Here is a 24,656-nt window from a genome sequence, read left to right as displayed (position 1 = left end):
AGCCTGAAGGTCAGTCAGCAAGCGAACGCATCGCCGTCAGCACCCGCTCGGCCCATTCGGGACGGCAGATCAGCAGGTCGGGCATGTAGGTATCCGGCTGATTATAGACCAACGGCGCGCCATCAGCGCGGCTGACGTGCAGACCGTGCGCCGCAGCGACAGCAACCGGCGCGCAACTGTCCCATTCATATTGCCCGCCGGTGTGCAGATAAATCTCCGCATCGCCACGCACCACGGCCATCGCCTTGGCGCCGGCGCTGCCCATAGGCACCAGCTCTGCTCCAAGGATTTCCGCCACCGCCAGTGCTTCCCTGGCCGGGCGCGATCGGCTCACCAACATGCGCGGGATCGGCGCGCCGGGTGGCAGGGGCTGCGGCTGGTCGGACCGAAGCACCAGATCGAGCCCGGGCAAGGCCACTGCGCCGATCGTGGCGACGCCGTCGATCGCCAGTGCGACATGCACCGCCCAGTCGCAGCGCGCCTCGCCAAATTCGCGCGTGCCGTCGACCGGATCGACGATCCAAACGCGGCTCTTGCTCAGCCGTGCGGGATTGTCCTTTTCTTCCTCGCTCAGCAGCCCGTCGTCCGGACGTTCGCGGCGTAGCGCCTCGCACAGAAAGGCATTGGCGGCAGCATCACCCGCCTTGCCGAGCGATTGGCCTTCCAGCCCGCTCGACATCCGTACCGCCAGCAGCGTCTGCCCGGCAGCTTGCGCCAGTTGCGCGGCAAGCTCTGCGTCGTTCATGCTCATTTCAGCGGCATCAGCTGGCGGACGATATGCTCGGCCGCCTCTTCCGGCGTCATCTCGACCGTGTTGACTCGGATGTCCGGATCCTCGGGCGGCTCGTAGGGGCTGTCGATCCCGGTGAAGTTCTTCAGCACACCCGAACGGGCCTTCTTGTACAGCCCCTTCACATCGCGCGCCTCGGCCACCTCGAGCGGAGTGTCGACGAAGATTTCGACGAATTCGCCCTCGGGCAGCATCTTGCGGACCATCTCGCGCTCGGCGCGGAACGGGCTGATGAACGCGGTCAGCACGATCAGGCCCGCATCGGCCATCAGCTTGGCCACCTCGCCGACGCGGCGGATATTCTCGATCCGGTCAGCTTCGGTAAAGCCGAGATCGCGGTTCAAGCCATGGCGGACATTGTCGCCATCAAGCAGGAAGGTGTGGCGGTTCATCAGGTTGAGCCGCTTTTCCACCTCGTTGGCGATGGTCGACTTGCCCGAACCCGACAGCCCGGTGAACCACAGCACCTTGGGCTTCTGGTTCTTGAGGCTCGCATGCACTTCGCGCGTGATATCGGTCGCCTGCCAGTGCACGTTCTGCGCGCGACGCAGCGCGAAATGTAGCATGCCGGCACCGACGGTGCGGTTGGTGATCTTGTCGATCAGGATGAAGCCGCCCAGCGTCCGGCTGTCGGCATAGGGTTCGAACACCAGCGGCTTGTCGGTCGCGATCTCGGCCACGCCGATCGCATTCAGCTCTAGCGTCTTGCAGGCGAGATGCTCGAGCGTGTTGACGTTCACGGTATATTTGGGCTGCTGCACCGTGACCGACACGGTCTGCGTGCCGAGCTTGAGCCAATAGGAGCGGCCGACGAGCATGGCATCGTCGTCCATCCACACGATCGTCGCCTCGAACTGGTCGGCGGCCTGGGGCGGCTGGTCGGCGGTGGCGATCACGTCCCCGCGCGAGCAGTCGACCTCGTCGGCGAGGCAGATCGTCACCGATTGGCCCGCGACCGCGCTGTCCAGATCGCCGTCGAGCGTGACGATGCGGCTGACCGTGCTGGTCTTGCCCGAGGGCAGCACGCGCACGGCATCGCCCGGCTCCACCGTGCCGCCTGCGATCAGTCCGGAAAAGCCGCGGAAATCGAGGTTCGGACGGTTGACCCATTGCACCGGCATGCGGAAGGGCCTGGCCTGATCGGTCGCCGTGTCGACCTCGACCGTCTCCAGATGCTCGACCAGACTGGGCCCTGAATACCAGGGCGTGTTGGGCGAGGGCGCGGTGATGTTGTCGCCCTTGAAGCCGCTGATCGGCATCGCGACGAATTCGGCAATTCCGATGCTCGCAGCGAACTCGCGATATTCCGCTACGATCTCGTCGAAACGCGCCTGACTGTAGTCGACCAGATCCATCTTGTTCACCGCCAGCACGATATGGCGGATGCCGATCAGGTGCGCGAGATAGCTGTGTCGCCGCGTCTGGGTGAGCACGCCCTTGCGCGCGTCGATCAGGATGACGGCAAGGTCGGCGGTGGAGGCACCGGTGACCATGTTGCGCGTGTACTGCTCGTGCCCTGGCGTGTCCGCGACGATGAACTTGCGCTTTTCGGTCGAGAAGAAGCGATAGGCGACATCGATGGTGATGCCCTGTTCGCGTTCGGCCGCGAGGCCATCGACAAGCAGCGCGAAGTCAATCTCTGCCCCTTGCGTGCCGACGCGCTTGCTGTCTGCTTCCAGCGCGGCCAGCTGATCCTCGAAGATCATCTTGCTGTCATATAGCAGCCGCCCGATCAGCGTGGACTTGCCGTCGTCCACCGACCCGCAGGTGATGAAGCGCAGCATCGTCTTGTGCTGGTGCTTGTCGAGATAGGCGAGGATGTCCTCGGCGATCAGGGCTTCGGTCTGATAGACGGGGGTCTGGTCTACGGGTTCCATCAGAAATAGCCCTCCTGCTTCTTCTTCTCCATGCCCGCGCCGCCCGCGTCCTTGTCGATCACGCGGCCTTGGCGTTCGGACGTGGTGGTGAGCAGCGTTTCCTGGATCACTTCGGGCAGGGTGCTCGCAGTGCTTTCGACCGCGCCGGTCAGCGGGAAGCAGCCGAGGGTACGGAAGCGGATCGAGCGATTGGTGATTTCGGGGCGATAGCCCAGCACCTTTTCGAGCCGAGCTATGTCATCGGCCATGAACAGCTGCCCCTCCCATTCGAAGGTGGGTCGGACCTTGGCGAAATAGAGCGGCACGATCGGCACATTGTTGAGCTGGATATACTGCCAGATGTCGAGCTCGGTCCAGTTGCTGATCGGGAAGACGCGGATGCTCTCACCCTTGTTCTTGCGCGCGTTATAGAGGTTCCAGAGCTCCGGGCGCTGGTTCTTCGGGTCCCAACCGTGCGACGCGGTGCGGAACGAGAAGATGCGCTCCTTGGCACGGCTCTTCTCCTCGTCGCGCCGCGCGCCGCCGAACGCCGCATCGAAGCCGTAGAGGTCGAGCGCCTGCTTCAGCCCCTCGGTCTTCCACATGTCGGTGTGCAGTGGGCCGTGGTCGAACGGATTGATCCCGCGGTCCGCTGCTTCGGGGTTCTGATAGACCAGCAGTTCCATGCCGCTTTCGCGCGCCATGGTGTCGCGGAGCTTGTACATGTCCTGGAACTTCCAGGTCGTATCGACATGCAGCAGCGGGAAGGGCGGGGGCGACGGGAAGAAGGCCTTGCGCGCGAGATGCAGCATCACCGCGCTGTCTTTGCCCACCGAATAAAGCATCACCGGCTTTTCCGCCTGCGTCACCACTTCGCGCATGATGTGGATCGCTTCGGCCTCGAGGCGCTCGATATGGGTGAGGGTGCGGGTCATCGGGATAGCTCCGTCTTGGGATGCAGCGCACATGGCATAACGGACAATGGCTTGAACCTCCCAAATGGGAGGGTATAGCAGATCCATGCGTTTCGACCCCGGCCTGCTCGAATCCCTGCACGAGGGCATGTTCCAGACACCTTTGTGGGACGACTTTCTTCGACGGCTGCGCGCCAGCACCGGTTCGGCCATGACGTTGCTCGCCATCCGCCCCAAGGGACAGAGCGATGTCGCGGAGTTGGTGGCAGGCGATGGTCCTGCGGGCGCTGCCCGGCGATTGCTCGTCGGCGGACAGATGCGCGAGGGGCGCGGCTATGCTCTCGAGGAGCTTATCGAACACGCGGCTGCGGCCGATCATGAGGCGCTGGCGGATGCCCCGATCAGGGCCCTGCGCGCGGTGCGCGTCACCGAGCCGAGCGGGGTGGATGGCTGGCTTGCCTGCGCCGGGGGTTCTGCGCTCGGCTCTTCGACAGGTGCGCTCATCCTGGCGCTTGCACCGCATCTGCGTATCGCGCTGCGCAGCTTTGCGGCGCTCGAACGCGAACGCTTCCGCTCGGCTGTCACGGGCGAGGCTTTCAACCGCCTCAATATCGGCTGGCTGACGCTCGACACGCAGGGCCGCATCGTCGAAGCCAGCGAAAATGCCGGGCTGATGTTCCAATGGGGCAGCCTGCTGAGGCGCGGGCGTTATGACCGGCTGGTGCCTGCCGACCCGGCGGTGGACCGTCAGCTTGCCGGCTTTCTCAAGCAGGTCGCCGCCGGGCGGTCCGTGCGTCCGCTGGCGATCAATCTCAGCCGGGACCCGTGGCTCGACATGCTGGTGGCACCGCTGCAGGGCGACACGATCTCGGGCCATCGCTCGGCCAGCGTGATCGTCTATGTCAGCGGGGACCGGCGCAGCCAGGCCGATCGCTGCGAACAGTTGGTCGACATGTTCGGCCTATTGCCCAGCGAGGCGCGGCTGGCCTGGCTGCTCGCCCAGGCGACCAGCATCAGGGACGCGGCCGCGACGCTCGGGCTGAGCGAGGAAACCGCGCGCAACTATTCGAAGAAGATCTATGCCAAGACCGGCGCCAGGGGCCATGCAGAGCTGGTGCGCGTGATCATGACCAGCGTGCTGGCGCTGAGCTGAATGCCAGCCTTGCCGTGAGCGTTACATTTCATCGCAAATCGAAGCGCCGGGGCATTGACCACCATGCAATAGTATCACATGCAAGCAGCCTGATCGTTCAGGGGCGATAACGCCCTGAAAAGGGGGTTGTCTTGCGCCGTTTTTCCGCCGTTTCCGCTTCGCTGCTCGTGCTCGCCATCGGTGCGGCTTCTACAGCTGCCATTGCCAGCCCGGTCGAGCAGACCAAGGGCAGCTACGAGGACAAGTTCCGCCAGCTCGAGGGCGAGGAATGGCCGACTCCGACCGATTATCGCAACGCTTCGGGCGCGCCGGGCTATCGCTACTGGCAGCAGAAGGTCGATTATGACGTCCAGGCGCGGCTCGACGAGGCGAAGCGCACGGTCAGCGGCAGCCAGACGGTGCGCTATGTCAACAATTCGCCCGATGCGTTGCCTTATCTCTGGCTGCTGCTCGACCAGAACCAGTACAAGCGCGATTCGATCGAGGCGATGACCGAAACGGTCTCGGGCGACAAGATCAGCCTCGCCGAAGTCCGCCGGCTCAAGCGCCTGAAGGAATGGGAGGGCGGCTTTACCATCACCGCCGTGCGCGATGCCAGCGGCAAGGCGCTGCCCTTCACCGTGGTCGACAGCCTGCTGCGTATCGATATGTCCCAGGCGGTCGCGCCCAATGGCGGCGAGACCAGCTTTGCGATCGAATGGTCGTTCCCGATGGCCGAGAACAAGGTCGTTGGGGGGCGATCGGGCTATGAGTGCTTCACCCAGCCGGGCGAGGACGGCAACTGCATCTTCGAAGGCGCGCAATGGTTCCCGCGGCTTGCGGTCTATTCGGACTATGAGGGCTGGCACAACAAGGCGTTTCTCGGCTCGGGCGAGTTCACGCTCGAATTCGGCGACTATCGCGTCGCGCTGACCGTGCCCGCCGACCATGTGGTGGCGGCGACCGGCGTGCTGCAGAACCCCGACCAGGCGCTGAGCGCGGCACAGCGCCAGCGGCTCGAACAGGCCAAGTCGGCCACCAGCCCGGTCTATGTCGTCACTCCCGAAGAGGCGGTGGCGGCCGAGCGCGGCAAGGCTTCGGGCGAGAAGACCTGGGTGTTTTCCGCCACCAATGTCCGCGATTTCGGCTGGGCGAGTTCGCGCAAGTTCGCCTGGGACGCGATGGGCGTGAAACAGGATTATGCCGAGCAGCCGCTGGTCATGGCGATGAGCTTCTTCCCCAAGGAAGCCCGGCCGCTCTGGGATGCTTATTCGACCAAAGCGATCGCGCACACCATCGACGTCTATGGCAAGTTCGCCTTCCCCTATCCCTATCCGGTGGCGCAGTCGGTCAACGGGCCGGTCGGCGGGATGGAATATCCGATGATCACCTTCAACGGCCCGCGCCCGGTGAAGGACAAGAAGACCGGCAACCTCACCTATACCGAGCGCGCCAAATACGGGCTGATCGGCGTGGTGATCCACGAGATCGGCCACAACTGGTTCCCGATGATCGTCAATTCGGACGAGCGGCAATGGACCTGGATGGATGAGGGGCTGAACACCTTCCTGCAGTTCCAGGCCGAGCGGTTGTGGGACAAGGACTATCCGGCGCGGCGCGGCGAGCCCAAGGATATCGCCGAGTACATGCTGTCGACCAACCAGATGCCGCTGATGACGCAGTCGGATTCGGTGCTGCAATTCGGTGCCAACGGGTACGGCAAGCCGGCCACCGCGCTGACGATCCTGCGCGAGACGGTGCTGGGCCGCGAACTGTTCGACCGCGCCTTCCGCGAATATGCCAACCGCTGGCGGTTCAAGCACCCGACGCCGTACGACTTCTTCCGCACGATGGAGGAAAGCTCGGGCGTCGATCTCGACTGGTTCTGGCGCGGCTGGTTCTATTCGACCGACCATGTCAATATCGCGCTCGACAAGGTGGTGCGCGCGACGCTCGAACCTGCCGATGCGACTGCCGCTGCGGCCGAGCGCAAGAAGCGGCGCGATGCCGAGCCGGGATCGCTCACCGCCGCGCGCAATGCCGGGCAGCAGACGGTGGTCGAGCGCGATCCTTCCACCCGCGATTTCTATGACAGCATCGACCCGCTCGACGCCACCGCCGCCGACAAGCGCAAGGCGGCGGAGGCCTTTGCCGACCTGACCGCGGAGGAAAAGGCGGCACGCCAGGTGACCGACAATTTCTATCGCTTCAGCTTCTCCAATCGCGGTGGCCTCGTCATGCCGGTGATCCTCAAGATGGATTTTTCCGACGGCACCAGCGAGACCGCGCGCATCCCGGCAGAGGTCTGGCGCTACAACCAGAAGGCAGTGACCTGGCAGTTCGTGACCCCCAAGACGCTGACCCGCGCCGAGATCGATCCGCTCTGGGAAACCGCCGATGCCGACCGGTCGAACAATGTCTATACCGGCCAGATCGATCCCAAGACGCTGGGCATCGAGACGCCCGAGGAAACCAAGAACCGGATGAAGGATTCGGACGTCAAGGTGCAGCCCGATTCGCTGCGCACCTTCGGCGCGCCGAAATGATGCGACGGGTTCTGGCCATCGCGGTGGCGGCGGCGGGCCTGGTGCTCGCACCGCAGGCAGGCGCGCATCGCGGGCACGATGCGATGAGCGTCGTCACGCTCGAACCCGATGGCAAGGTCATGGTCTCGCACCGGTTCGAGGCGCATGACCTCGAACCGGCGCTCGCCGAAATCGCGCCGAACGCGCAGACGAGCCTCGACGATCCCGATGCGATTGCTGAGCTCAAGACCTATCTGCTCGCGCATTTCAAGCTGCGCGCCGATGGGGCGGAGGTTCCGCTGGCGGTGTCGTCCGTCGATATCGGCGTACGTGAGGTGCGAATGAACTATGCGGGTCAGGTGAAGGGCCGTCCCAAGGCGGTGGCGATCCAGACCACCATCCTGCGCGACATCTATCCGCGCCAGGTCAACCAGGTCGAGGTCAAGCGCGGTACATTCGCGCGGACGCTGCGCTTCGGTGGCGACGAGGTCCAGACGGTCGCGCTGCCCTGACAGGTCATGCCCCGGTGACCACAGGACCACCGGGGAGGACATGACCTGCTATTGGAGCGGGCGGCTCATCCGCGCTCGGGCGTGCGGCCCTTGGGGTCGTGCCAGCGCAGCGCCGGATCGTTCATGAAATCCTCGAGCGGCGTGTGGGTGAGGTGGTTGGTATAGTTGCTGATCACCTTCGTCGCGATGATCGTCACCACCTCGAGCACCTGCGCCTTGCTGAACCCGGCGGCGAGAAACGCGTCGACCGCGGCATCGCCGGCAAAGCCGCGCTGCTCGGCCACCATCTCGGCGAAGACGCGCAACGCCTGCAGCCGGGGATCGGCGATCGGCCGGAGGGTGCGGATCGCCTGGATCACGTCCTCGGGCACGCCGGCCTTGCGCGACAGGAAGGTGTGGCCCGAAGCGCAATATTCGCAGCCGTGGAAGACGTTGATCGCCTGATAGACCACCTGCTGTTCGGCGGGGCTCAGCGTCGCTTCGGCAGCGATCAGGCCGAACAGGTCGTCATAGGCCTTCAGTGCCACCGGGCTCTCGGCGAGCGTCGCCTGCAGCTTGGGGATGAAGCCCCAGCCTTTCTTGACCGCAGCCATGCGGTCCTTCGATCCTTCGGGGGCGGTGTCGATGCTGTGAATGGTGAACGTGGTCATGTCCCTGTCTCCTTTTGGCCGGGCCGTCGGTGGCTGCGGTCGAAAGAGGAATTAGGCCATTCCTGATTCTTGCAGTAGATAGGTATGGGAGCTAACATCCATTCCTGAAGGGAATGAGTGATGGACCGGCTTCAGGCGATGCGCCATTTCGTGACGGTGGTCGATTGCGGCTCGTTCTCGGCCGCCGCGCGCCAGTTGCGCATCGGCCAGCCTGCGCTGTCCAAGTCGGTCGCGCTGCTGGAAGACCGGCTCGGCATAAGGCTGATCGTGCGCAGCACCCGAAGCCACAGCCTCACCGAAGCCGGCCAGCGTTTCTATGACGGCGCTCGCCTGGCGCTCGACGAAGCCGATGCCGCCGAAGCCGCTGCGCGCGACGAGGCTGGATCGCTGAGCGGAAGCCTGCGCATCGCCGCCCCGCCGGTCTATGCCAGCCAAGTGATGATCCCACTGCTGCCCGCCTTTCACGCGCTGCACCCCGACATCCGCATCGAGCTGATCCTTGATGACCGCCGCATCGATCTGGTCGAGGAGGGGGTCGACCTGGCGCTGCGCACCGGCGTGCTGGGCGACAGCAGCCTGCTCGCGCGCCGGATCGACAGCGCAAGCCGGATGCTGGTAGCGACGCCGGGCTATCTGGCCGCGCACGGCATGCCCGGCCATCCCACCGATCTGGTGCGGCACCGGATCATCAGCTTCACGTCTTTCGACAATCGCGAGGCCTGGACCTTCGAAAAGGTTGGCGAGCGCTGCTCGGCCTATCCCGCCGATCCGATCCTGCGGGTAAACTCTGCCGAAGGACTGCGCGCAGCGGTGCTGGCGGGGATGGGGATCGCGATGGTCACCAACCGCATGGTGGGGGCCAGTCTGGCGATGGGCGAACTGGTCCCGCTGCTGCCCGGCTGGACCTTGGGGGGCAACGATATCTGGGTGATCTTTCCCGAGGGCAGGCGGGTGCGTCCGCGCGCGCGGCTGTTTGCGGACTGGCTGGCCGGCGCGGTTGCCGGGCTCGGCTAATCCCCCAGCGCCGTGAAGCGGAAGTCGCGGAACTTCGCCTCGCCGGGGCCGGCGGCATAGAGCCCTGGGCGGAGCATCAGGAAGCCGCCGCGGACATTGTGGTGATAGCCCGAGACTTCCATGCCCCGGTCGAATTTCAGCCAGGTCCTGCCGTCATCGCCCGAGGTGTGGAAGCTCACGATATGCTTCCGGTTGGTCACCCGGATGCGCATGCGGCGGCCGTGCGGGTTGGCGGGACGCCCGCGCTCGATGCCGTACTGGTGAGTCACGAAGCGCTCGGCATCGAAGCCGAGCCCCGCATAGAGCTTGTCGTCATAGAACAGCACCAGTCCCGCCGTGCCGCCCGGGGCAAGCTCGATATCGCATTCGAACCGGTACGAAGTGTCGCCCGCGATCACCAGCAGCGGTGATCCGGTAGAGGGGGCGAGGCCCTTGCCCTTGAGAAACAGCGTGTTGTCCGCGACGCGGGCGCGGCTGCTCTCGTCCGGGTCGGGGCGGAAGAACGACCATTTGGTGCCGAGCGCGAGCGTGCCGAAATCGTCAGACAGCGCCATGCCGTGCGGCAGCGCCGAGCCACCCCCGGGCTTGGCGATCGGTGCGGACAGGTCACCGCCGGTCATGCGGAACCAGCCGTCGGGGGTGAATTCGACCGGATCGAGCAGGCATTGCCGCCCCAGGGTCCAATAGCCGTTCTCGAACCCGTGATAGAGGCTCCACCAGCTCTTGTCAGGTGCCTGGACCAGGCTGGCATGGCCACGCGACCACCAGGCCTCGCGTGCGCTTTCGGTCCGCACCAGCGGGTTGCCGGGGTGCTGCTCCCACGGGCCGTGGATCGAACGCGAGCGGGCTGCGATGACCATATGGCCCGTGGGAGGCCCCGCTGTCCCTCCGACAGCGGTAATCATGTAGAACCAATTGCCAATATGGTGAATCTTCGGTCCCTCGGGTGCGAAGCCCTCGACATCCCATTCCTCGGGATAGCGCCATGGATCGTAGACATGCTCGACCTCGCCGATAACGCGCATACCGTCATCGGATAGCCGCACCCGGTCGCCGCCCGAGAGGAACAGCCAGCGCGATCCGTCCTCGCCCACCGCATGGCAGGGGTCGATATGCTTGTGCAGACCCAGCGGCACGGGATCGGACCACGGGCCGTCGATATGGTCGGCCCAGATCACGTAGATGTCGTTCTGCGGGCTGGCCTTGACCGGGATGTAGAGGAAGTAGCGGCCCTTGTGCTTTTCCAGGCTGACCGCCCAGACCGATCCGATATTGCGGGTCAGCGCCGGCTTTCGGGGTTGCCAGTTCACCAGATCGCGCGAATGCCAGATCAGCAGGCCGGGATAGGATTCGAAGCTGGAAAAGGTGAGATAGTAATCCTCGCCGTCCTTGAGGATGGCAGGGTCGGGCCGGTCGCCCGAAAGCACCGGGTTGAGAAAGCGGCCATCGCCCAGATCGGCAATGCGCTGATGGTCCAGACCCCGGCGCCAGCCTGGGGAGGGTTTCGGCGCCGGGGAAGGGCTTGCGGGCAGAGATGTTGCAAGCCCCAATGTCGAAAGCGCACCCGCGGCCATAACGCTGCGGCGGCTGAATTTCGGCGAGCGGCGGGTCATAGCGCCAAGCCCGTAGTCCGTGCCCAGGCGCGCCACAATTCGGGCCAGGCCTCGACCGGCTTGCCGATGGACTTGCGCAGCCCGAAGCCGTGCCCGCCATGTTCGAACAGATGCGTCTCGACGCGCACGCGCTTGTCCTTCAGCGCGGCGCGCAGCAGCAATGCGTTGTTGACGGGCACCACCTCGTCATCCTCGGCATGCAGCAGGAAGAAGGGCGGGGCGTTGGTCGGCACGTTGCGATGCGGCGAATGCGCGGCTTCGAGCGCTGGCGTCGGCGTCTTGCCGAGCAGCAGGTCGCGCGAGCCGGGATGTGCATCGGGCGGGGTCATCGAGATCACCGGATAGATCGGTGCGGCGCTGTGCGGCCTGGCCGAAAGCGTGTCGGCAGCATCGACGGGTTCATAGGCTTTCGCATCGAAGCGCGTGGAGAGGTCCGCGCACAGATGCCCGCCGGCGGAAAAGCCCATCGCCGAAACGCGTTCCGGATCGATCGCAAAATCGCGGGCACGGTGGCGGATAAGCCGCATCGCCCGCTGCGCATCGGCCAGCGCGACATTGGGTCCCGTGGCCCAGCCTTCCCCGGGTAGCCGGTAGAACAGCACGAAGGCGGTAAAGCCGCGTGCTGCCAGCCAGCGGCCCATTTCATAGCCTTCCTTGTCGACCACCACCCAGCGATAGCCGCCGCCTGGCGTGATCAGCACCGCTGCGCCATTGGGCCGGTCGGGCCGGAACACGGCCATGCGGGGTCTGGAAATACCGAACACCGCGCGGTCGGTGACCAACCGGTCGGTCGAGCGTTCCTGCACGGTTTCGACGAGCGGTTTCGCGGGAGAACCCGGCGCGCCGCCGGGCCACAGATCGATGGTCTCGGACGGCTGGGGCAGACCGGGGGGCAGCGAACCGCCTGGAACCTGAGGTACCGGCGTCTGTGCTTTCGCGAGGCTGGCGAGGCCCAATGCAAGCGGAGCCGCCATGAGGGATCGGCGATCGATCGGCATGGCGGCTCCTTTGCGTCGGCAGTGCGGGCAGCGGCGAACCGCTGCCCCGGTTGTGATCAGTATTTGAAGCGCGCACCAAGGAAGAAGGTGCGGCCGAAATGGTTGTTCTCGTAGTTCCGGTCCGCATCGAAATCGGTAAAGCGATAGCGATAGGTGTCGGTCAGGTTGTTGCCTTCCAGCGAGACTTCGAGCCATTCGGTGAACTTGTACCGGATCGAGGCGTCGAGGTTGAACTGGCTGCCAAAGCCCTCGAGAATGTTTCCGGTGCCGCTCGCGCCTTCGTGCCAGCGGCTGCGATAGGTGCCCATCACGCGCGCCGAGAACTTGCCGTCGTCATAATAGAAGGTACCGTTGTAGGAACGCTTCGAAACGTTGGCGAGCGCTGCCCTGCGGGTCACGTTGACCAGCGCGCCACCGGGCGTGGTGGCCGGACCCTGCACGATGAAATCGGCATTGCTGTCGATGAACGTCGCGTTGGCAAGGATCCCGAAATTGCCGAAGAACCCGTCGGTAAAGGCGCTGAACGGGATCTGCGCGGCGATTTCCACGCCCTTGAGCTTCGCACCGGTGCCGTTGACCGGAGTGGTCAGCGTCCAGATCGGCTGCGTCAGCAGCGCCGGGTTGAGAGCGGCAGGCGAGGAGGGGTTGAGCACCGAAACCGGCAGGCCGGTCTGCGCGAAGGTTGCCTCGGTGATCGCCGCTGTCTGGGTGAAGCTGTCCACGTTCTTGATGAACCCGGCGATCGAGAGCAGCGCCTGAGGTGCGAAATACCATTCGATCGCGAGGTCATAGTTCGTCGCGCGGAACGGCTCGAGGAACGGGTTGCCGCTGTTGACGCGGAAGTTGAAGCCGTCAGCCGAACCGCCGGGAGTCAGCGAGCCGAGCGTCGGGCGGGTGATCACCTCTGCCGCAGCAGCACGGATGATCAGGTTCTGCGTCGGGAAGAAGGCGATATTGGCCGAGGGCAGCCAGTCGTCATAGCTGCGCTCGATCGTCGCTTCCACCGCGCCGACCAGGCCGTAGGACGACTGTTCGGTCTTCACATAGCGGATGCCGCCGTTGAACGCATATTCCAGTCCGAAAATGTCGCCCTTGGCGTCGAACTGCAGATAGCCGCCCTTGGTGGTTTCCTGCACGCCGCGATTGTTGCCCGCGTCCAGCGCCAGCGGGCGGCTGTACAGCTTGGTGAATTCGGTGGTCGCATCGAGATTGGGGACCAGCCAGCTGTTCGTATTGCCCGCCGGTTGACCGGCATTGCCCAGTTGGAACAGCTCGGAAAGCTGCGCCGTCACCGGGAAGCCATAGACGGCGGTCGGGCCGAACAGGCTGGTGGGCGAGCAGGTGATCGTGCCCAGCACTCGGTCCAGGCCGCCATTGCCGCAGACCGCGGTATCGCGGGTGAACGCCACGGTGTCGAATTCGAACCGGCGCCACATCACGCCCGCCTTGACCGTGAAGTCTTCGGTGACGTCCCATTCGGTGCGCAGCTGCGCGGTCTTGAACTGGTTGACGATCTCGGAGGGACGGTCGCGGATTTCGGCGAGCTGGAACACGGCCGGATCGGTGACGCTGGTGCCGAAGGTCAGCTTCGGACGCTTCATGTCGGTATAGTCGTAGCTATAGCCCTGCGCATCGCGGTCATCGAACACGATGGTCGTTTCCACCGGGATGTCGGCGGTCGATTTCGAGATGCCGCCCAGCAGCGTGAAGCGGAAGCTGTCCGACAGGTCCTGATCCCAGGTGCCGCCGACCTGATAGAATTCGGTGGTGCTTTCGCGCAGATAGTGTTCGGTGCGGACCCAGGCATCGTTGAACGTGCCGCTGATCATGTTGTTGTTGGCGTCGTACACCGGGTTGATGACGTCGATCGAGCGCTCGTTCGAGCGGAACAGCACCTCACCCCAGCGCTCGCGCCGGTCGCTGTTGAAGCGCGAGAACAGACCGTCGATGGAGAACTTGGTCATGTCGGTCGGCGCGAACTGGATCGATCCGGTAATGCCCAGACGCTCGCGATCGTGCTTCACCTCGCCATAGCGCGGGATGCGCGGGTGGAAGGACAACGCCGCCTGGTCGCAAGCCGCGTTGCGGCCATTCACATAGACGCCTCCAGCGTTGCGGACCGGGGTCGTGTTCGTCGCACTCTGCTGGAAGCAGGGGGTGCCGTTGACCGAGTCGAAGCGCGCCTGCGCCCAGCGCACGGTGTTGTTGCCGAGCTCGAGCACCTGGGTCTTCTGATAGGCCGCGGAAAGCGACACGCCGAAGGTGCCGGCATCGTTACGCCAGCTCAGCAGCCCTGCGAGGCGCGGGCCGGCATATTCGGACAGGTCGTTATAGCTGACCACAGCCGAGCCCACCGCCGTAAAGCCCGCCTTGGCCGCAAGCGGGTTGCCGGTGTTGAGATCGACCACCGCACCCAGCGAGCCTTCGTCGAGGCTCGCCTCGGCGGTCTTGTGCACAACGATCGAGCTGAACAGCTCCGAGGCGAACACGTTGAAGTCGAACGCGCGGTCGCGGTTGGCCGAAGCGCCATCGGTCGATGTCGCGACGGTTTCGAGGCCGTTGACGCGGACGCGGGTGAACTGGCTCGACAGACCGCGCACGGTGATCGCGCGGCCTTCGCCGGCGTCACGGGTGATCGAGATGCCGGGGATGCGCTGCAGCGATTCCGCGAGGTTCTGGTCGGGGAACTTGGCGATATCCTCGGCGACGATCGCGTCGATCGCGCCGACCGAGGTCCGCTTCAGGTTGATCGCGGCTTCGAGCGACTGGCGAAAGCCGGTGACGACGATCTCGTCCGCAGCCGGAGCTTCGTCCTCGACGGTGGTCGGTTGTTCGCCCTCGGCGACCTGCGCCTGCGCGGTGCTGGTCGCGGCCAGCGCGCACCCTGCGAGCAGTGCCGCCTTGAAAATGGAATGGCCGGTTGCCCGGTGCGTGTTCTGACGGCGCATGTCTGTCCCCTCCTGATCGCCTTATTTCAGGCAATTGCTACCGGTGTCAAAGGAGAAGATGCAGCATGCATCCGATACGCCCTGACACCCTGACTCCCGACTTCCGAGGCCTCGCCGGAGCGGGCATCGCTGTTCTTTCCGATGATCCATGGAGCGTGCCAGTGAGGCTGACCGTCCAAGGTAACCGGTGTCATTATGTATTGCCCTCTCGCTGCGGCTCTGTCAATAACCATGGCAACGGGAGAGAAACCATGCGCAAGACCTTGCATAAAGCCGCGATAATCGGGGCTTTTGCCCTGGCCAGCCTGAGCCACGCCGCCGCCGAGCCGCACCCGGGCGATCCAACGAAAGGCGGGGCAGGGGGGCGAATCATCCGCGTCACCACACTCGCCAAATCGGGTCCGGGATCGCTGGCCGAGGCACTCGCCGCCAAGGGGCCGCGCACCGTCGTGTTCGAGGTCGGCGGGGTGATCGACCTCGGGCGCAGCACGCTGGAGATCAGCGAGCCCTATCTCACTATCGCCGGCCAGACCGCGCCTTCGCCGGGCATCACGATCATCAAGGGTGGCATTGATTTGCGCACGCACGACGTCGTCGTCTCGCACATCCGCGTGATGACCGGCGCGGATGGTCAGGCGCGCATGTCGGGCTGGGAGGCCGATTCCTTCTCCACGGTCGCCGCGCACAATGTCGTGGTCGAGCATTGCAGCTTTCTCTGGGGCGTGGACGAGAACATGTCCGCTTCGGGCCCGCGTTTCACCGGCGACACGGTCGAGCAATGGCGCGCGGGCACCAGCCACCATATCGTGTTCCGCGACAATCTGGCGGCGGAGGGCCTGGCCGTTTCGAGCCACCCCAAGGGCGAGCACAGCAAGGGCTCGCTGATCCACGATAATGCAACGAATATAATATTTTACCGCAATGTCTGGGCGCACAATGTCGAGCGCTCGCCGCTGGTCAAGGGCGGCGCGCAGGTGGCGATGATCAACAACCTGATCTACAATCCCGGCCACCGCGCGGTGCACTACAACCTGATGAATCTCGAATGGCAGGGGCATGAATATGTCACCGGCGAGATCACCGCCATCGGCAATGTCATGCGTGGCGGCAACGACACCAATGAAGGCCTCCCGTTCCTGATGCTCGGCGGCGACGGGGACCTGGCCTATTTCGGCAAGGACAATCGCGCGGTCGATCGCCACGGCAATCCGCTGCCCCAGTTCGGCCGCTATGGCGAGACGCGCGCAAAGCTGATCACCGCCAAGGCGCCGCTTGCGCGGATCGATGCCTATGCCGTGCTGCCCTCGGGCGAGGTCGAGACATCGCTGCTGCAGACCGCAGGGGCGCGTCCCTGGGACCGCGCGCCCGATGACATCCGCGTGCTGTTCTTCGTCGCGGAAGGCCGCGGCGACATCATCGACGACGAGAGCGAGGTCGGCGGCTATCCCGCGCCGGTGGCGACCTTCGCCCCGTTCAGCGAGGCCGATTGGGATCTCGAGACGATGACGCCGAAATCGGGTCGCTATCCCGGCCAGAAGGGCGGGGCGCAGGAGCGTCTTTCGACACGCGATCAGCAGATGCGGACGACCCAGCCATGAGCGCGCTCATCGCCCTGCTGCTCGCTGCTGCGCCGCCCATGGCGATCGTCGACGAGCTCGATACGGTCAAGCGCGAGCCGCCGCCGCATGGCGCGATCGGGATGAGCACCGCCTGGCGGATCAGCGACCATGTGCCGCAGCCGCGCCGCATGGAATTCCGCCGCCGCACGCTCGATATCGGTGCGGCGATCGGCGAACATCCTATCGCGCATGACGAGGTCTATTATGTGCTCGACGGCGAGGGCGAGGTGGTCTCGGACGGCCAGCGCGCGACGCTCAGGCCCGGCATGACCGCCTATCTCTACGATGGCGCGGTGGTCGGCATCTGGCAGCGGGGCGACAGGCCGCTCGCGCTGGTCATCGCCTATCCGGTCAAGGAACCGGTCAGCTGCCCGGCTGAATGTACGGCCCCGTCGCCCACAGCTCCCGCTCGAACCGACGGGGATCGTTGACGAGCGCCGCCGCGCCATCGCCGACAACCAGGGTCGCGCGGTCGGGCAGGGTGTAGGGAGACCAGCTCTCCAGCCCAGGTTTGCCGGTCTTGGCGAGGCCAGTGAAGGCCTTCATTATCAGGTCGCGCGTCGCCTGCGCGCGCGCGTCGGTGCCGCTATAGCTGCCCGGCGCATCCAATGTGCCGAAGACATAGGGAATGTCGTCGGTATGCGCCGCACCGCGCGCAGGATCGATCGGCGAGGGGCGGTCGAGCTGGTAGACCCATGTCGCTTTCGCGCCTGCCTTGGCACGCTCATCCGCCTCGATGACCTGGCCGGGCCAGGACCGGCCCGCCGTAGTCGCCGCGTAGAACAGTCGCTCGGGCGACCAATCGGGGAACTGCGTGCGATAGCGGGCGACGACCCATTCGGGGTCGAGATCGATCTTCACCTCGGCAGCGATGCGCGGTGCGATGTTGCTCCAGTCGAGCCCCTCGAGCTTCGGCCCCTTTGGGTCGATGAACGCGCGCGTTTCCTGAGCGGTGTTGCCGAGGATCATCGGGATGGCGAGCGATTGCGGCGCGGCAACGGGCCAGAACGGGTGGCGCGGCAGGTTGGTCATGTCGAGCACCGGCCCGAAATAGACTGGCCCGCCGATCACCGGATCGGTGGCCGTGAGCGCGTCGACGATGGCCCTGGCAGGCGCGGTGCGCAGCCCCTCGACGTCATCGGGCGCGAGCTTCATCGCCGCCATCAGCGCTTGCGTCCGTTTCCAGGCATTGCCGGGGCCGCTCGCGGTGACCTGCTGCCCGCTCATCGTCGCTGCGCTATGGAACAGGCCGCGTGCCGCCGGCATCGCCATCAATGTCGCGATCTTCGCTCCGCCACCCGACTGGCCGAACACCATCACCCGCGCCGGATCGCCGCCGAAACTGGCGATGTGATCCCGCACCCATTGCAGCGCGAGGATCAGGTCGAGCTGGCCCAGATTGCCGCTATCGGCAAAGCGCGGACCAAAGGGCTTTAGCCAGGCATAGCCGAAGGCGTTGAGCCGCTGATTGACCGTGACCACCACGACATCGCCCTGCGGCGCGAGCCGGTGGCCATGCGTCAGTGGATCGGTGACGGTGCCGTTGCTGTACGCGCCGCCATGGAAATAGACCATCACCGCGCGCTTGGCCTTTGGGTTCGCCTCGGGCGTCCAGACGTTGAGCAACAGGCAGTCTTCTGATTGGGGAAGGTCGGGATTGCCGCGCTGCGGGGCGATCGGCCCGAATTGCTGCGCGCGAAGGGCGGGGCCGTCCCAGGGCTCGGGCGATGGCGGCGCAAAGCGTTCGGCGCGGCCATAGCGGATGCCCTTGAACGCAAGCACGCCATTCTCGCGCAGGCCAGTATAGCGACCGACGCGCGGGTCGGCAGAGCGGGCGAGGCCAGGGGCCGCGATCAGCGCCGCGCCGCTTCCGATCAGCGCGCGGCGCGTCAGTTCAACGCCGTACATCGCCGCCTTGCGCCGAGAAAGCGGCAAGCTCGGCGGGTCCGATCAGGCAGAAATCGCCGGGCAGGCTGTGCTTGAGCGCGGCGAGCGCCAGCCCGCATTCGGCCATGGCTTGCGCGTTGCCGCCGTGCAGATACTGGTGCAGCACACCCGCCGCAAAGGCATCGCCGGTGCCGATGCGGTCGACGATGCCGGTCACCTCGATCTCGGCGGTCTGGTGCTTGGATGCGCGGGTGTCGACGCGCGCGGCGATGCGGTGATGATCGCTGCTGACGACATGGCGCGCGGTCGATGCGACTAGCTCGAGATTCGGAAAGGCATCGAACGCGGCCTCGACCGCCTCGCGCCGCCGTTCCGCGCCGTCGCCGGAAAAGGTCTTGCCGAGCAGCAGCGAGATGTCGCGATGGTTGCCGATGAGCACCTTGGCCGAGCCCACCAGCCGGGTCAGGATCGCGCGCGGATCGCTGTCCCACGCGTCCCAGAGCAATGCGCGGTAATTGCCGTCGAAACAGATCGGCACGCCCGCCTCCTGCGCGGCGGTCACCGCAGCCTCGGCCAGCGCGACGCCGCCAGGGCCGAGCGCGGGCGTAATGCCCGACATGTGGAGCAGCGCGGCACCTTCGAGCGCGCCCTTCAGGTTCAGCGCCTCGGGCCCGGCCAGCGCAAAGGCCGAGCCTGCGCGGTCATAGGTGATCGAGGAGGGGCGCAGGCCCGCGCCGGGCTCGAGGAAATAGAGGCCCATGCGACCGGGTGCGCGCCCGATGAAGCGCGTGTCCACGCCCGCCGCGCCAAGCTCGGCCTTGGCCTTGTCGCCCAGCGGCGAGCTGGGCAACAGCGTCACCATCCGCGTCTCGTGGCCGAGCGCGGCGAGCGCGGCGGCGACATTGGCCTCCGCGCCGCCCACCACCATGTCGAGGCTCTGCGACTGCACCATCATCCGCACGCCGGGCGGCGAGAGGCGCAGCAGCATCTCGCCGAAGCAGACGACCGGCCCCGTCACCGCGCGAGCCATCCGCCATCGACCGCGAGCACATGGCCCTGGACATAGTCTGCAGCGCTGCTCGCCAGGAACACCGCCGCGCCGCCGATATCGGCAGGATCGCCCCAGCGGCCTTCGGGAATGCGCTCCATGATCTGGCGGTTGCGCGTCTCGTCGGCCTGCAGAGCGGCGGTGTTGTTGGTGGCGATATAGCCGGGCGCGATCGCGTTGACGTTCACGCCCTTGGCCGCCCATTCGCAGGCGAGCAGCTTGGTAAGCCCGGCAACGCCGCTCTTGCTCGCGGTATAGCTCGGCACGCGGATGCCGCCCTGGAAGCTCAGCATCGAGGCGATGTTGATGATCTTGCCGCGCCGCCCCGTTGCCTCGCGCTGAGCGATCATGTGACGGCCTGCCGCTTGGCTGAGGAAGAACACCGACTTGAGGTTGGTGTCGACCACCGCGTCCCAATCTTCCGCGGTAAAGTCGACCGCATCGGCACGGCGGATGATGCCGGCATTGTTGACCAGGATATCGAGCCCGCCCAGCGCTTCGAGCACCTGGTCGACCACGGCCTGGACCGGAGCGATGGTGCCGAGATCCGCCGAGACAAGCTCGCACCGGCGGCCCAGCGCGCGCACCTTGGCGGCGGTCTCCTCGGCAGGCGTGCGGCCGACAGCGGCGATGTCTGCGCCCGCCTCGGCCAGTGCCAGTGCGATGCCCTGGCCGATGCCGGTATTGGCGCCGGTTACCACCGCGACGCGGCCCGAAAGGTCGAATAGGCTCATGGTTCCGCTCCCCTGTCGGCCGGGTCGATCAGGCCGAAAGGCCGCGCAGATAGTCGGCGATCGCCTCGTCCTGGCAATTGGCATAGAACAGTTCGGCGAACTTCTCACCAGCGATCGCCGCCTTGAGCAGATCCTGGTCGACCGTCTTCAGCACCGTGAGCATGTCATGGCAGCTCGCGGCCTTGAGGTCCTTCAGGATGCCGCGGTTCTTGGCCATGATCGCGGCGCGCTCCTTGGGATAGCCCAGACCGCGCTCGCCGTCGAACAGCTTGGCATAGCAATCGCGCAGATTGAGCTCCGCCGCCCAGCCAAAGCCCTTGGCATAGGGCATCGAGATCGCGTTGCCGTCGTTGATCTGGCCGAACAGGAACGCATCGGTCGGGTCGATCACCAGCCCGCAGAACACGCCGGGCATCGCGTTGCACGCCAGCATCGATCCCATGCCGGTGCCGCAGCCGGTGACGACGAAATCCGCCGCGCCCGAATTGAGCAGGATGCCTGCGAGCAGGCCGTTCATGACATAGGTCAGCGAGGCCGAATCCTCGGCGGTGTACATGCCGTAGTTGAACACCTCGTGCCCCAGCGGCAGCGCGATATCGGTCAGCGCCTCGTGGATGATGCCGTTCTTGGCGGCCTGGCTGTTCTCGGTGATCAGGGCGATCTTCATCATGTCTCTCCTGTCCGGGCGGCGGTGCTCGGCGAGTCCGGCCCGATTGGGTTCGGGGGAATATTGGCTCGCTTGGTAACCGGTGTCATTGATCGGTGCAAGCTCTATTGCGGGGTGGTTGGATTGGTTCAGAGCGGTGCGACGGAGGCGCGCTCGATCAGGTCGGACAGGAAATGGGATGGCTGATCGCGCGCCTCGACCGGATCGATCAGCTTGATCGCAGCGGCCTTGGCCATCGCCTGGATCGGCCAGCGCACCGTGGTCAGCGGTGGCCAGATGTGCGCGGCGATCGCCGTATCGTCGAAGCCGATGATCGACAGGTCCTCGGGCACCGACATGCCGATGCTGCGCGCGGCGTGCAGCACACCGGCGGCCATCTCGTCGTTGCTGGCGAAAATTGCGCTGGGGCGAGGCGAGGCGGCGAGCAGCTTTTCTCCCGCGGCGATCCCGGTCTCGAAAGTATAGTTGCCCTCGGCCATGATCGTCTCGTCGATGGCAACGCCTGCGCTATCGAGCGCGTCGCGATAGCCCAGCGCGCGCTCTGCGGCAGAACGGAAGCCTTCGGGGCCTGCGACGAATCCGATGCGACGATGCCCCTGGCCGATCAGATAGCCCACGGCCTTGGCGACGGCCTCGCGGTCGTTCGACGCGACCATGTGCACGTCCTCGTCCAGCCGCACCGACCCCATCCGGACATAGGTGACGCCTAGTTCGTCGCACAGTTGGGCGAGCGCGTCATTTTCCGAAATCGGCGGGAGGAGCAGCACGCCGAACAGCCGCTGCTGGTCCAGAAACGTGCGCACATCGTCGAGCATGTCGGGCGAGCGGCGGTTGACCGGGCGGACGACCAGCGCGAATTCGGTATCGCGGATCGCCGACAATATGCCCTCCTGTACGCCCAGCACCATCTGCGCATTGGGGTTGTCGTGGATCAGCCCGATCAGGAAATTGCGGCGCAGCGCCAGCGCGCGCGCCTGCGGATTGGGCACATAGCCGAGTTCAGCAATCACCGCCTCGACCTTTTCGCGCGTTTGCGCATTCAGCAGCGGGGAACGGTTGATGACGCGGCTCACCGTCTTCTTCGACACTCCGGCCAGACGGGCCACATCGTTGATTGTCGGCTTGCCGTCCTTTGCCCTGGCCACGTCCGTCTTGCCCCCATTCGCGATGCTACACCGGTGTCAGTGCAAGGCACTTCCTAGCCACATGTTTGCGTCAAACGCAATCCCGGCGGGATTGACACCGGTTACCATAGCGCTATGCCTATCCGGAACGACCGTTCCAGAGTCGTGACGCGAGGGGAAACACCACATGTCCGATGCGATGCAGGTGCACGCCGCAGACACGGTGGCAGTGGCATTGCGTCCGTTACGTGCGGGCGAACAGGTGGCTCTGGCGGGGGCCAGTCATGTACTCGCCCAGGACATTCCCCAAGGGCACAAATTTTCGCTCAAGGCCCATCGGGCAGGCGACCGCGTGGTGAAATACGGCCTGCCGATCGGCCGTGCCTCAGCCGCGATCGCACCGGGCGAGCATGTCCATAGCCACAATCTGGTGACCGCGCTTGTGGGCGAGGAGCAGTATGTGCCAGGCCGGGCTTCGCTTTCGACCGGGGCCGCAACCTTTGACGAAGAGCCGGTCTGGCAGGGCTATCGCCGCGCGGATGGCCGTGCAGCCACGCGCAACGAGATCTGGATATTGCCGACGGTAGGCTGTGTCGCTTTGACGGCCGAGCAGATCGCGCGATCGGCGGAGCAGCGTCATGCCGCGCTGATCAGCGCCGGGAAGATCGACGGCATCATTGCCTATCCGCATCCGCACGGCTGTTCGCAGCTCGGCGACGACCTGGCGGGCACGCGCGCGCTGCTGGCAGGGCTGGCGGCGCATCCCAATGCGGCGGGCGTGCTTCTGCTGGGACTGGGCTGCGAATCGAACCAGCTCGCGGCGCTGATCGACGCGATCCCGCTGTCCGCACGAGCCAAGGTGCGCAGCCTGTCGTCGCAGGCGGCGGGGGACGAGCTGGCCGAAGCGGGCGCGATCATCGATGCGATGGTGGCCGAGGCAGCGCAGGCGCAGCGCGAACCGCTGCCGCTGGGTGCATTGGTCGTGGGGCTCAAATGCGGCGGGTCCGACGGCTTTTCCGGGCTTACCGCCAATCCATTGCTCGGCCGGTTCAGTGAGACGCTCGCTGCGGCGGGCGGTACGCCGATTTTGACCGAGATCCCCGAGATTTTCGGCGCAGAGCAGGCGCTGCTCGACCGCGCGGTCGACGCACAGGTCTTCGGTGCCGCCGCGACGCTCGTGAACCGCTTCAAGCGCTATTATCTGGACCAGGGCCTGCCCGTCTCAGAAAATCCCTCACCCGGCAATATCGCAGGCGGCATCACCACGCTCGAGGAAAAGTCGGCGGGCGCAGTGCAGAAGGCCGGGACCGCGCCGCTCACCAGCGTGATCGCCTATGGAGCGCAAGCTGACCGGCCCGGACTCGCGCTGCTCGAAGCGCCGGGCAACGACGCAGTGTCGTCGACCGCGCTGACCGCCGCAGGGGCGACGCTGGTGCTGTTCACTACCGGACGCGGGACGCCGCTCGGTTTTCCCGCGCCGACGGTCAAGATCGCCTCGAACCGGGCGCTCGCGACCAGCAAGCAACACTGGATTGATTTCGACGCCTCGGCCGCGCTCGAAGGCACTGTCGAGACGGTCGATCGCGCGTTTATGAACAGGTTGATCGCGATCGCCAGCGGCGAACGGACGGCGGCAGAGCGGGCAGGGCAGCGAGCGATTGCGATCTGGAAAAAGGGTGTGACGCTCTAGAGGAGCGGGCGGCAAACACGCCGCCCCTTGCGGATGACACCGGTTTCCTCTAGGCATCGGAATTGAGAGAAGGACGACAGGATGGGGATGGAATTGCAGGTCAGTGCACAGGTGGACGCGGTGGCGCAGGCCTTTGTCAGCGCGCGGCGCGAAGCGAGGGCGCTGAGCGATTATCCGGGCGTCGCCCCCGCCGCGCTGGACACAGCTTATTCCATTCAGGATCGTGCCATCCATTTCGATGGCCGCGCGGTGGCGGGCTGGAAGGTCGGGCGGATCAATCCGCCGCTCGACGGCACGCTGGGCGCAAACCGTCTTTCAGGGCCCATTTTTGCGGACAGCATCGTCGATGCCGCCTCGGGCGCCGAGCCCGAGATGCCAGTGTTCGAAGGCGGCTTTGCGGCAGGCGAGGCGGAAATCCTGCTGCATGTCGCGCCCGGATTTGCCGGCCCGGTCCCAACCGATGATGATGGCACCCGCGCAATCCTCGACGATGTGCGGCTCGGCATCGAGATTGCCAGCTCGCCTTATGCGCGGATCAATCTGGATGGCCCGGCGGTCACTGTGTCCGATTTCGGCAACAATGCCGGCGTGGTGCTCGGTGCAGAGCTGACCGGTTGGCGCGAGGTAGATCTGTGCGCCATTCTGGTGCGCAGCGAGATCGACGGCGCAGAGGTTGGCCAGGCGACCGCGGCGACCATGCTCGATGGGCCTTATGGCGCGGTGCGCTTTCTGCTGGCGAACCTTATCCAGCGCGGATTTGACGTTTCGCAGGGGCTATGGGTTTCGACCGGTGCGATCACCGGCGTGCACGAGATTGCGGTCGGGCAGAGTTTCCGCGCCGAATTTGTCGGACATGGCGATGTGCGCTGCCGCGTGGTGGCGGCGCAACCACGCTGACGGGACAGAACGGAGGCGGATCGGTAAAGGCCGGGCGC

20 protein-coding genes are annotated in these 24,656 nt (G+C 65.5%); 8 read left to right on the top strand and 12 right to left on the bottom strand.

Features of this window, described 5'->3' with window-relative positions:
* Positions 1 to 10: 10 nt before the first annotated feature.
* Genes FG486_RS01130 through cysD form a run of 3 tightly spaced genes read right to left on the bottom strand, consistent with a single transcriptional unit; the run spans position 11 to position 3,614 of the window.
* Positions 11 to 751, bottom strand: coding sequence for a 3'(2'),5'-bisphosphate nucleotidase CysQ (locus FG486_RS01130; RefSeq protein ID WP_241695548.1), 741 nt, complete (start codon positions 749 to 751; stop codon positions 11 to 13).
* On the bottom strand, positions 748 to 2,667 hold the full coding sequence (gene cysN / locus FG486_RS01125) for a sulfate adenylyltransferase subunit CysN (RefSeq protein ID WP_181266120.1): 1,920 nt from the start codon (positions 2,665 to 2,667) through the stop codon (positions 748 to 750). Before cysN ends, FG486_RS01130 begins: the two co-directional genes overlap by 4 nt.
* Positions 2,667 to 3,614: a sulfate adenylyltransferase subunit CysD gene (cysD, locus tag FG486_RS01120; RefSeq protein ID WP_181266119.1), complete on the bottom strand. Its 948-nt coding sequence runs from the start codon at positions 3,612 to 3,614 to the stop codon at positions 2,667 to 2,669. Before cysD ends, cysN begins: the two co-directional genes overlap by 1 nt.
* Positions 3,615 to 3,666: 52 nt before the next feature.
* Between cysD and FG486_RS01115 the strand changes: the two genes are divergently transcribed.
* From FG486_RS01115 to FG486_RS01105, 3 genes are all read left to right on the top strand, one after another.
* A complete protein-coding gene (locus tag FG486_RS01115) occupies positions 3,667 to 4,713 on the top strand; it encodes a helix-turn-helix transcriptional regulator (RefSeq protein WP_181266118.1) in 1,047 nt (348 codons plus the stop codon).
* 131 nt (positions 4,714 to 4,844) lie between these two features.
* The gene (locus tag FG486_RS01110) at positions 4,845 to 7,238 is read left to right on the top strand and encodes a M1 family metallopeptidase (RefSeq protein WP_241695546.1); all 2,394 of its coding nucleotides are present in this window, start codon (positions 4,845 to 4,847) and stop codon (positions 7,236 to 7,238) included.
* A complete protein-coding gene (locus FG486_RS01105; protein WP_181266117.1) occupies positions 7,235 to 7,729 on the top strand; it encodes a DUF6702 family protein in 495 nt (164 codons plus the stop codon). The genes FG486_RS01110 and FG486_RS01105 overlap by 4 nt, the downstream gene beginning before the upstream one ends.
* A gap of 65 nt (positions 7,730 to 7,794) precedes the next feature.
* Here the strand turns inward: FG486_RS01105 and FG486_RS01100 are convergent, their stop codons facing one another.
* Complete coding sequence (locus tag FG486_RS01100; protein WP_181266116.1) at positions 7,795 to 8,379, bottom strand: carboxymuconolactone decarboxylase family protein; 585 nt, start codon at positions 8,377 to 8,379, stop codon at positions 7,795 to 7,797.
* A 120-nt stretch (positions 8,380 to 8,499) separates the two neighbouring features.
* On the opposite strand from FG486_RS01100, the gene FG486_RS01095 reads away from it, so the two are divergent.
* Positions 8,500 to 9,393, top strand: a complete 894-nt coding sequence (locus FG486_RS01095) for a LysR family transcriptional regulator (RefSeq protein ID WP_181266115.1) — start codon at positions 8,500 to 8,502, stop codon at positions 9,391 to 9,393.
* Here the strand turns inward: FG486_RS01095 and FG486_RS01090 are convergent.
* From FG486_RS01090 to FG486_RS01080, 3 genes are read right to left on the bottom strand one after another with little or no spacing between them, the layout of a single operon-like run.
* Complete coding sequence (locus tag FG486_RS01090) at positions 9,390 to 11,006, bottom strand: family 43 glycosylhydrolase (RefSeq protein ID WP_181266114.1); 1,617 nt, start codon at positions 11,004 to 11,006, stop codon at positions 9,390 to 9,392. The genes FG486_RS01095 and FG486_RS01090 overlap by 4 nt on opposite strands.
* Positions 11,003 to 12,004, bottom strand: a complete 1,002-nt coding sequence (locus FG486_RS01085; protein ID WP_181266113.1) for an alpha/beta hydrolase — start codon at positions 12,002 to 12,004, stop codon at positions 11,003 to 11,005. The genes FG486_RS01090 and FG486_RS01085 overlap by 4 nt, the downstream gene beginning before the upstream one ends.
* A gap of 56 nt (positions 12,005 to 12,060) precedes the next feature.
* Entirely contained in the window at positions 12,061 to 14,952 is a 2,892-nt protein-coding gene (locus FG486_RS01080; protein WP_082750996.1) for a TonB-dependent receptor, read from the bottom strand.
* Positions 14,953 to 15,203: 251 nt separating this feature from the next.
* Here FG486_RS01080 and FG486_RS01075 point away from each other — a divergent pair, with 251 nt between their 5' ends.
* Positions 15,204 to 16,550 (top strand): pectate lyase family protein, encoded by a 1,347-nt coding sequence (locus FG486_RS01075; RefSeq protein WP_181266112.1) that lies wholly within the window; start codon positions 15,204 to 15,206, stop codon positions 16,548 to 16,550.
* Entirely contained in the window at positions 16,547 to 17,002 is a 456-nt protein-coding gene (locus FG486_RS01070) for a cupin domain-containing protein (RefSeq protein WP_181266111.1), read from the top strand. Before FG486_RS01075 ends, FG486_RS01070 begins: the two co-directional genes overlap by 4 nt.
* Here FG486_RS01070 and FG486_RS01065 read toward each other — a convergent pair.
* The 5 genes from FG486_RS01065 to FG486_RS01045 all read right to left on the bottom strand — a co-directional run bounded on the left by FG486_RS01065 (position 16,935) and on the right by FG486_RS01045 (position 22,052).
* Positions 16,935 to 18,479, bottom strand: coding sequence for a carboxylesterase/lipase family protein (locus FG486_RS01065; protein ID WP_181266110.1), 1,545 nt, complete (start codon positions 18,477 to 18,479; stop codon positions 16,935 to 16,937). The two genes, FG486_RS01070 and FG486_RS01065, sit on opposite strands and share 68 nt — an antisense overlap.
* Positions 18,466 to 19,488, bottom strand: a complete 1,023-nt coding sequence (locus FG486_RS01060) for a sugar kinase (RefSeq protein ID WP_181266109.1) — start codon at positions 19,486 to 19,488, stop codon at positions 18,466 to 18,468. Before FG486_RS01060 ends, FG486_RS01065 begins: the two co-directional genes overlap by 14 nt.
* On the bottom strand, positions 19,473 to 20,240 hold the full coding sequence (kduD, locus tag FG486_RS01055; RefSeq protein WP_181266108.1) for a 2-dehydro-3-deoxy-D-gluconate 5-dehydrogenase KduD: 768 nt from the start codon (positions 20,238 to 20,240) through the stop codon (positions 19,473 to 19,475). The genes FG486_RS01060 and kduD overlap by 16 nt, the downstream gene beginning before the upstream one ends.
* A gap of 28 nt (positions 20,241 to 20,268) precedes the next feature.
* The gene (locus FG486_RS01050; RefSeq protein WP_181266810.1) at positions 20,269 to 20,907 is read right to left on the bottom strand and encodes an RpiB/LacA/LacB family sugar-phosphate isomerase; all 639 of its coding nucleotides are present in this window, start codon (positions 20,905 to 20,907) and stop codon (positions 20,269 to 20,271) included.
* A gap of 128 nt (positions 20,908 to 21,035) precedes the next feature.
* Entirely contained in the window at positions 21,036 to 22,052 is a 1,017-nt protein-coding gene (locus FG486_RS01045) for a LacI family DNA-binding transcriptional regulator (protein WP_181266107.1), read from the bottom strand.
* Positions 22,053 to 22,218: 166 nt separating this feature from the next.
* Between FG486_RS01045 and FG486_RS01040 the strand changes: the two genes are divergently transcribed.
* Complete coding sequence (locus tag FG486_RS01040) at positions 22,219 to 23,721, top strand: UxaA family hydrolase (protein WP_206678352.1); 1,503 nt, start codon at positions 22,219 to 22,221, stop codon at positions 23,719 to 23,721.
* Positions 23,722 to 23,802: 81 nt separating this feature from the next.
* The gene (locus tag FG486_RS01035) at positions 23,803 to 24,618 is read left to right on the top strand and encodes a 2-keto-4-pentenoate hydratase (RefSeq protein WP_181266106.1); all 816 of its coding nucleotides are present in this window, start codon (positions 23,803 to 23,805) and stop codon (positions 24,616 to 24,618) included.
* The last annotated feature ends 38 nt before the right edge of the window (positions 24,619 to 24,656 follow it).

It is taken from the genome of Blastomonas ursincola (assembly GCF_013607875.1).
In the GTDB taxonomy this organism is placed as follows: Bacteria; Pseudomonadota; Alphaproteobacteria; order Sphingomonadales; family Sphingomonadaceae; genus Blastomonas; species Blastomonas ursincola.
Note: the sequence above shows the minus strand (reverse complement) of the source record. Positions and strands in the feature narration are given on the sequence as shown.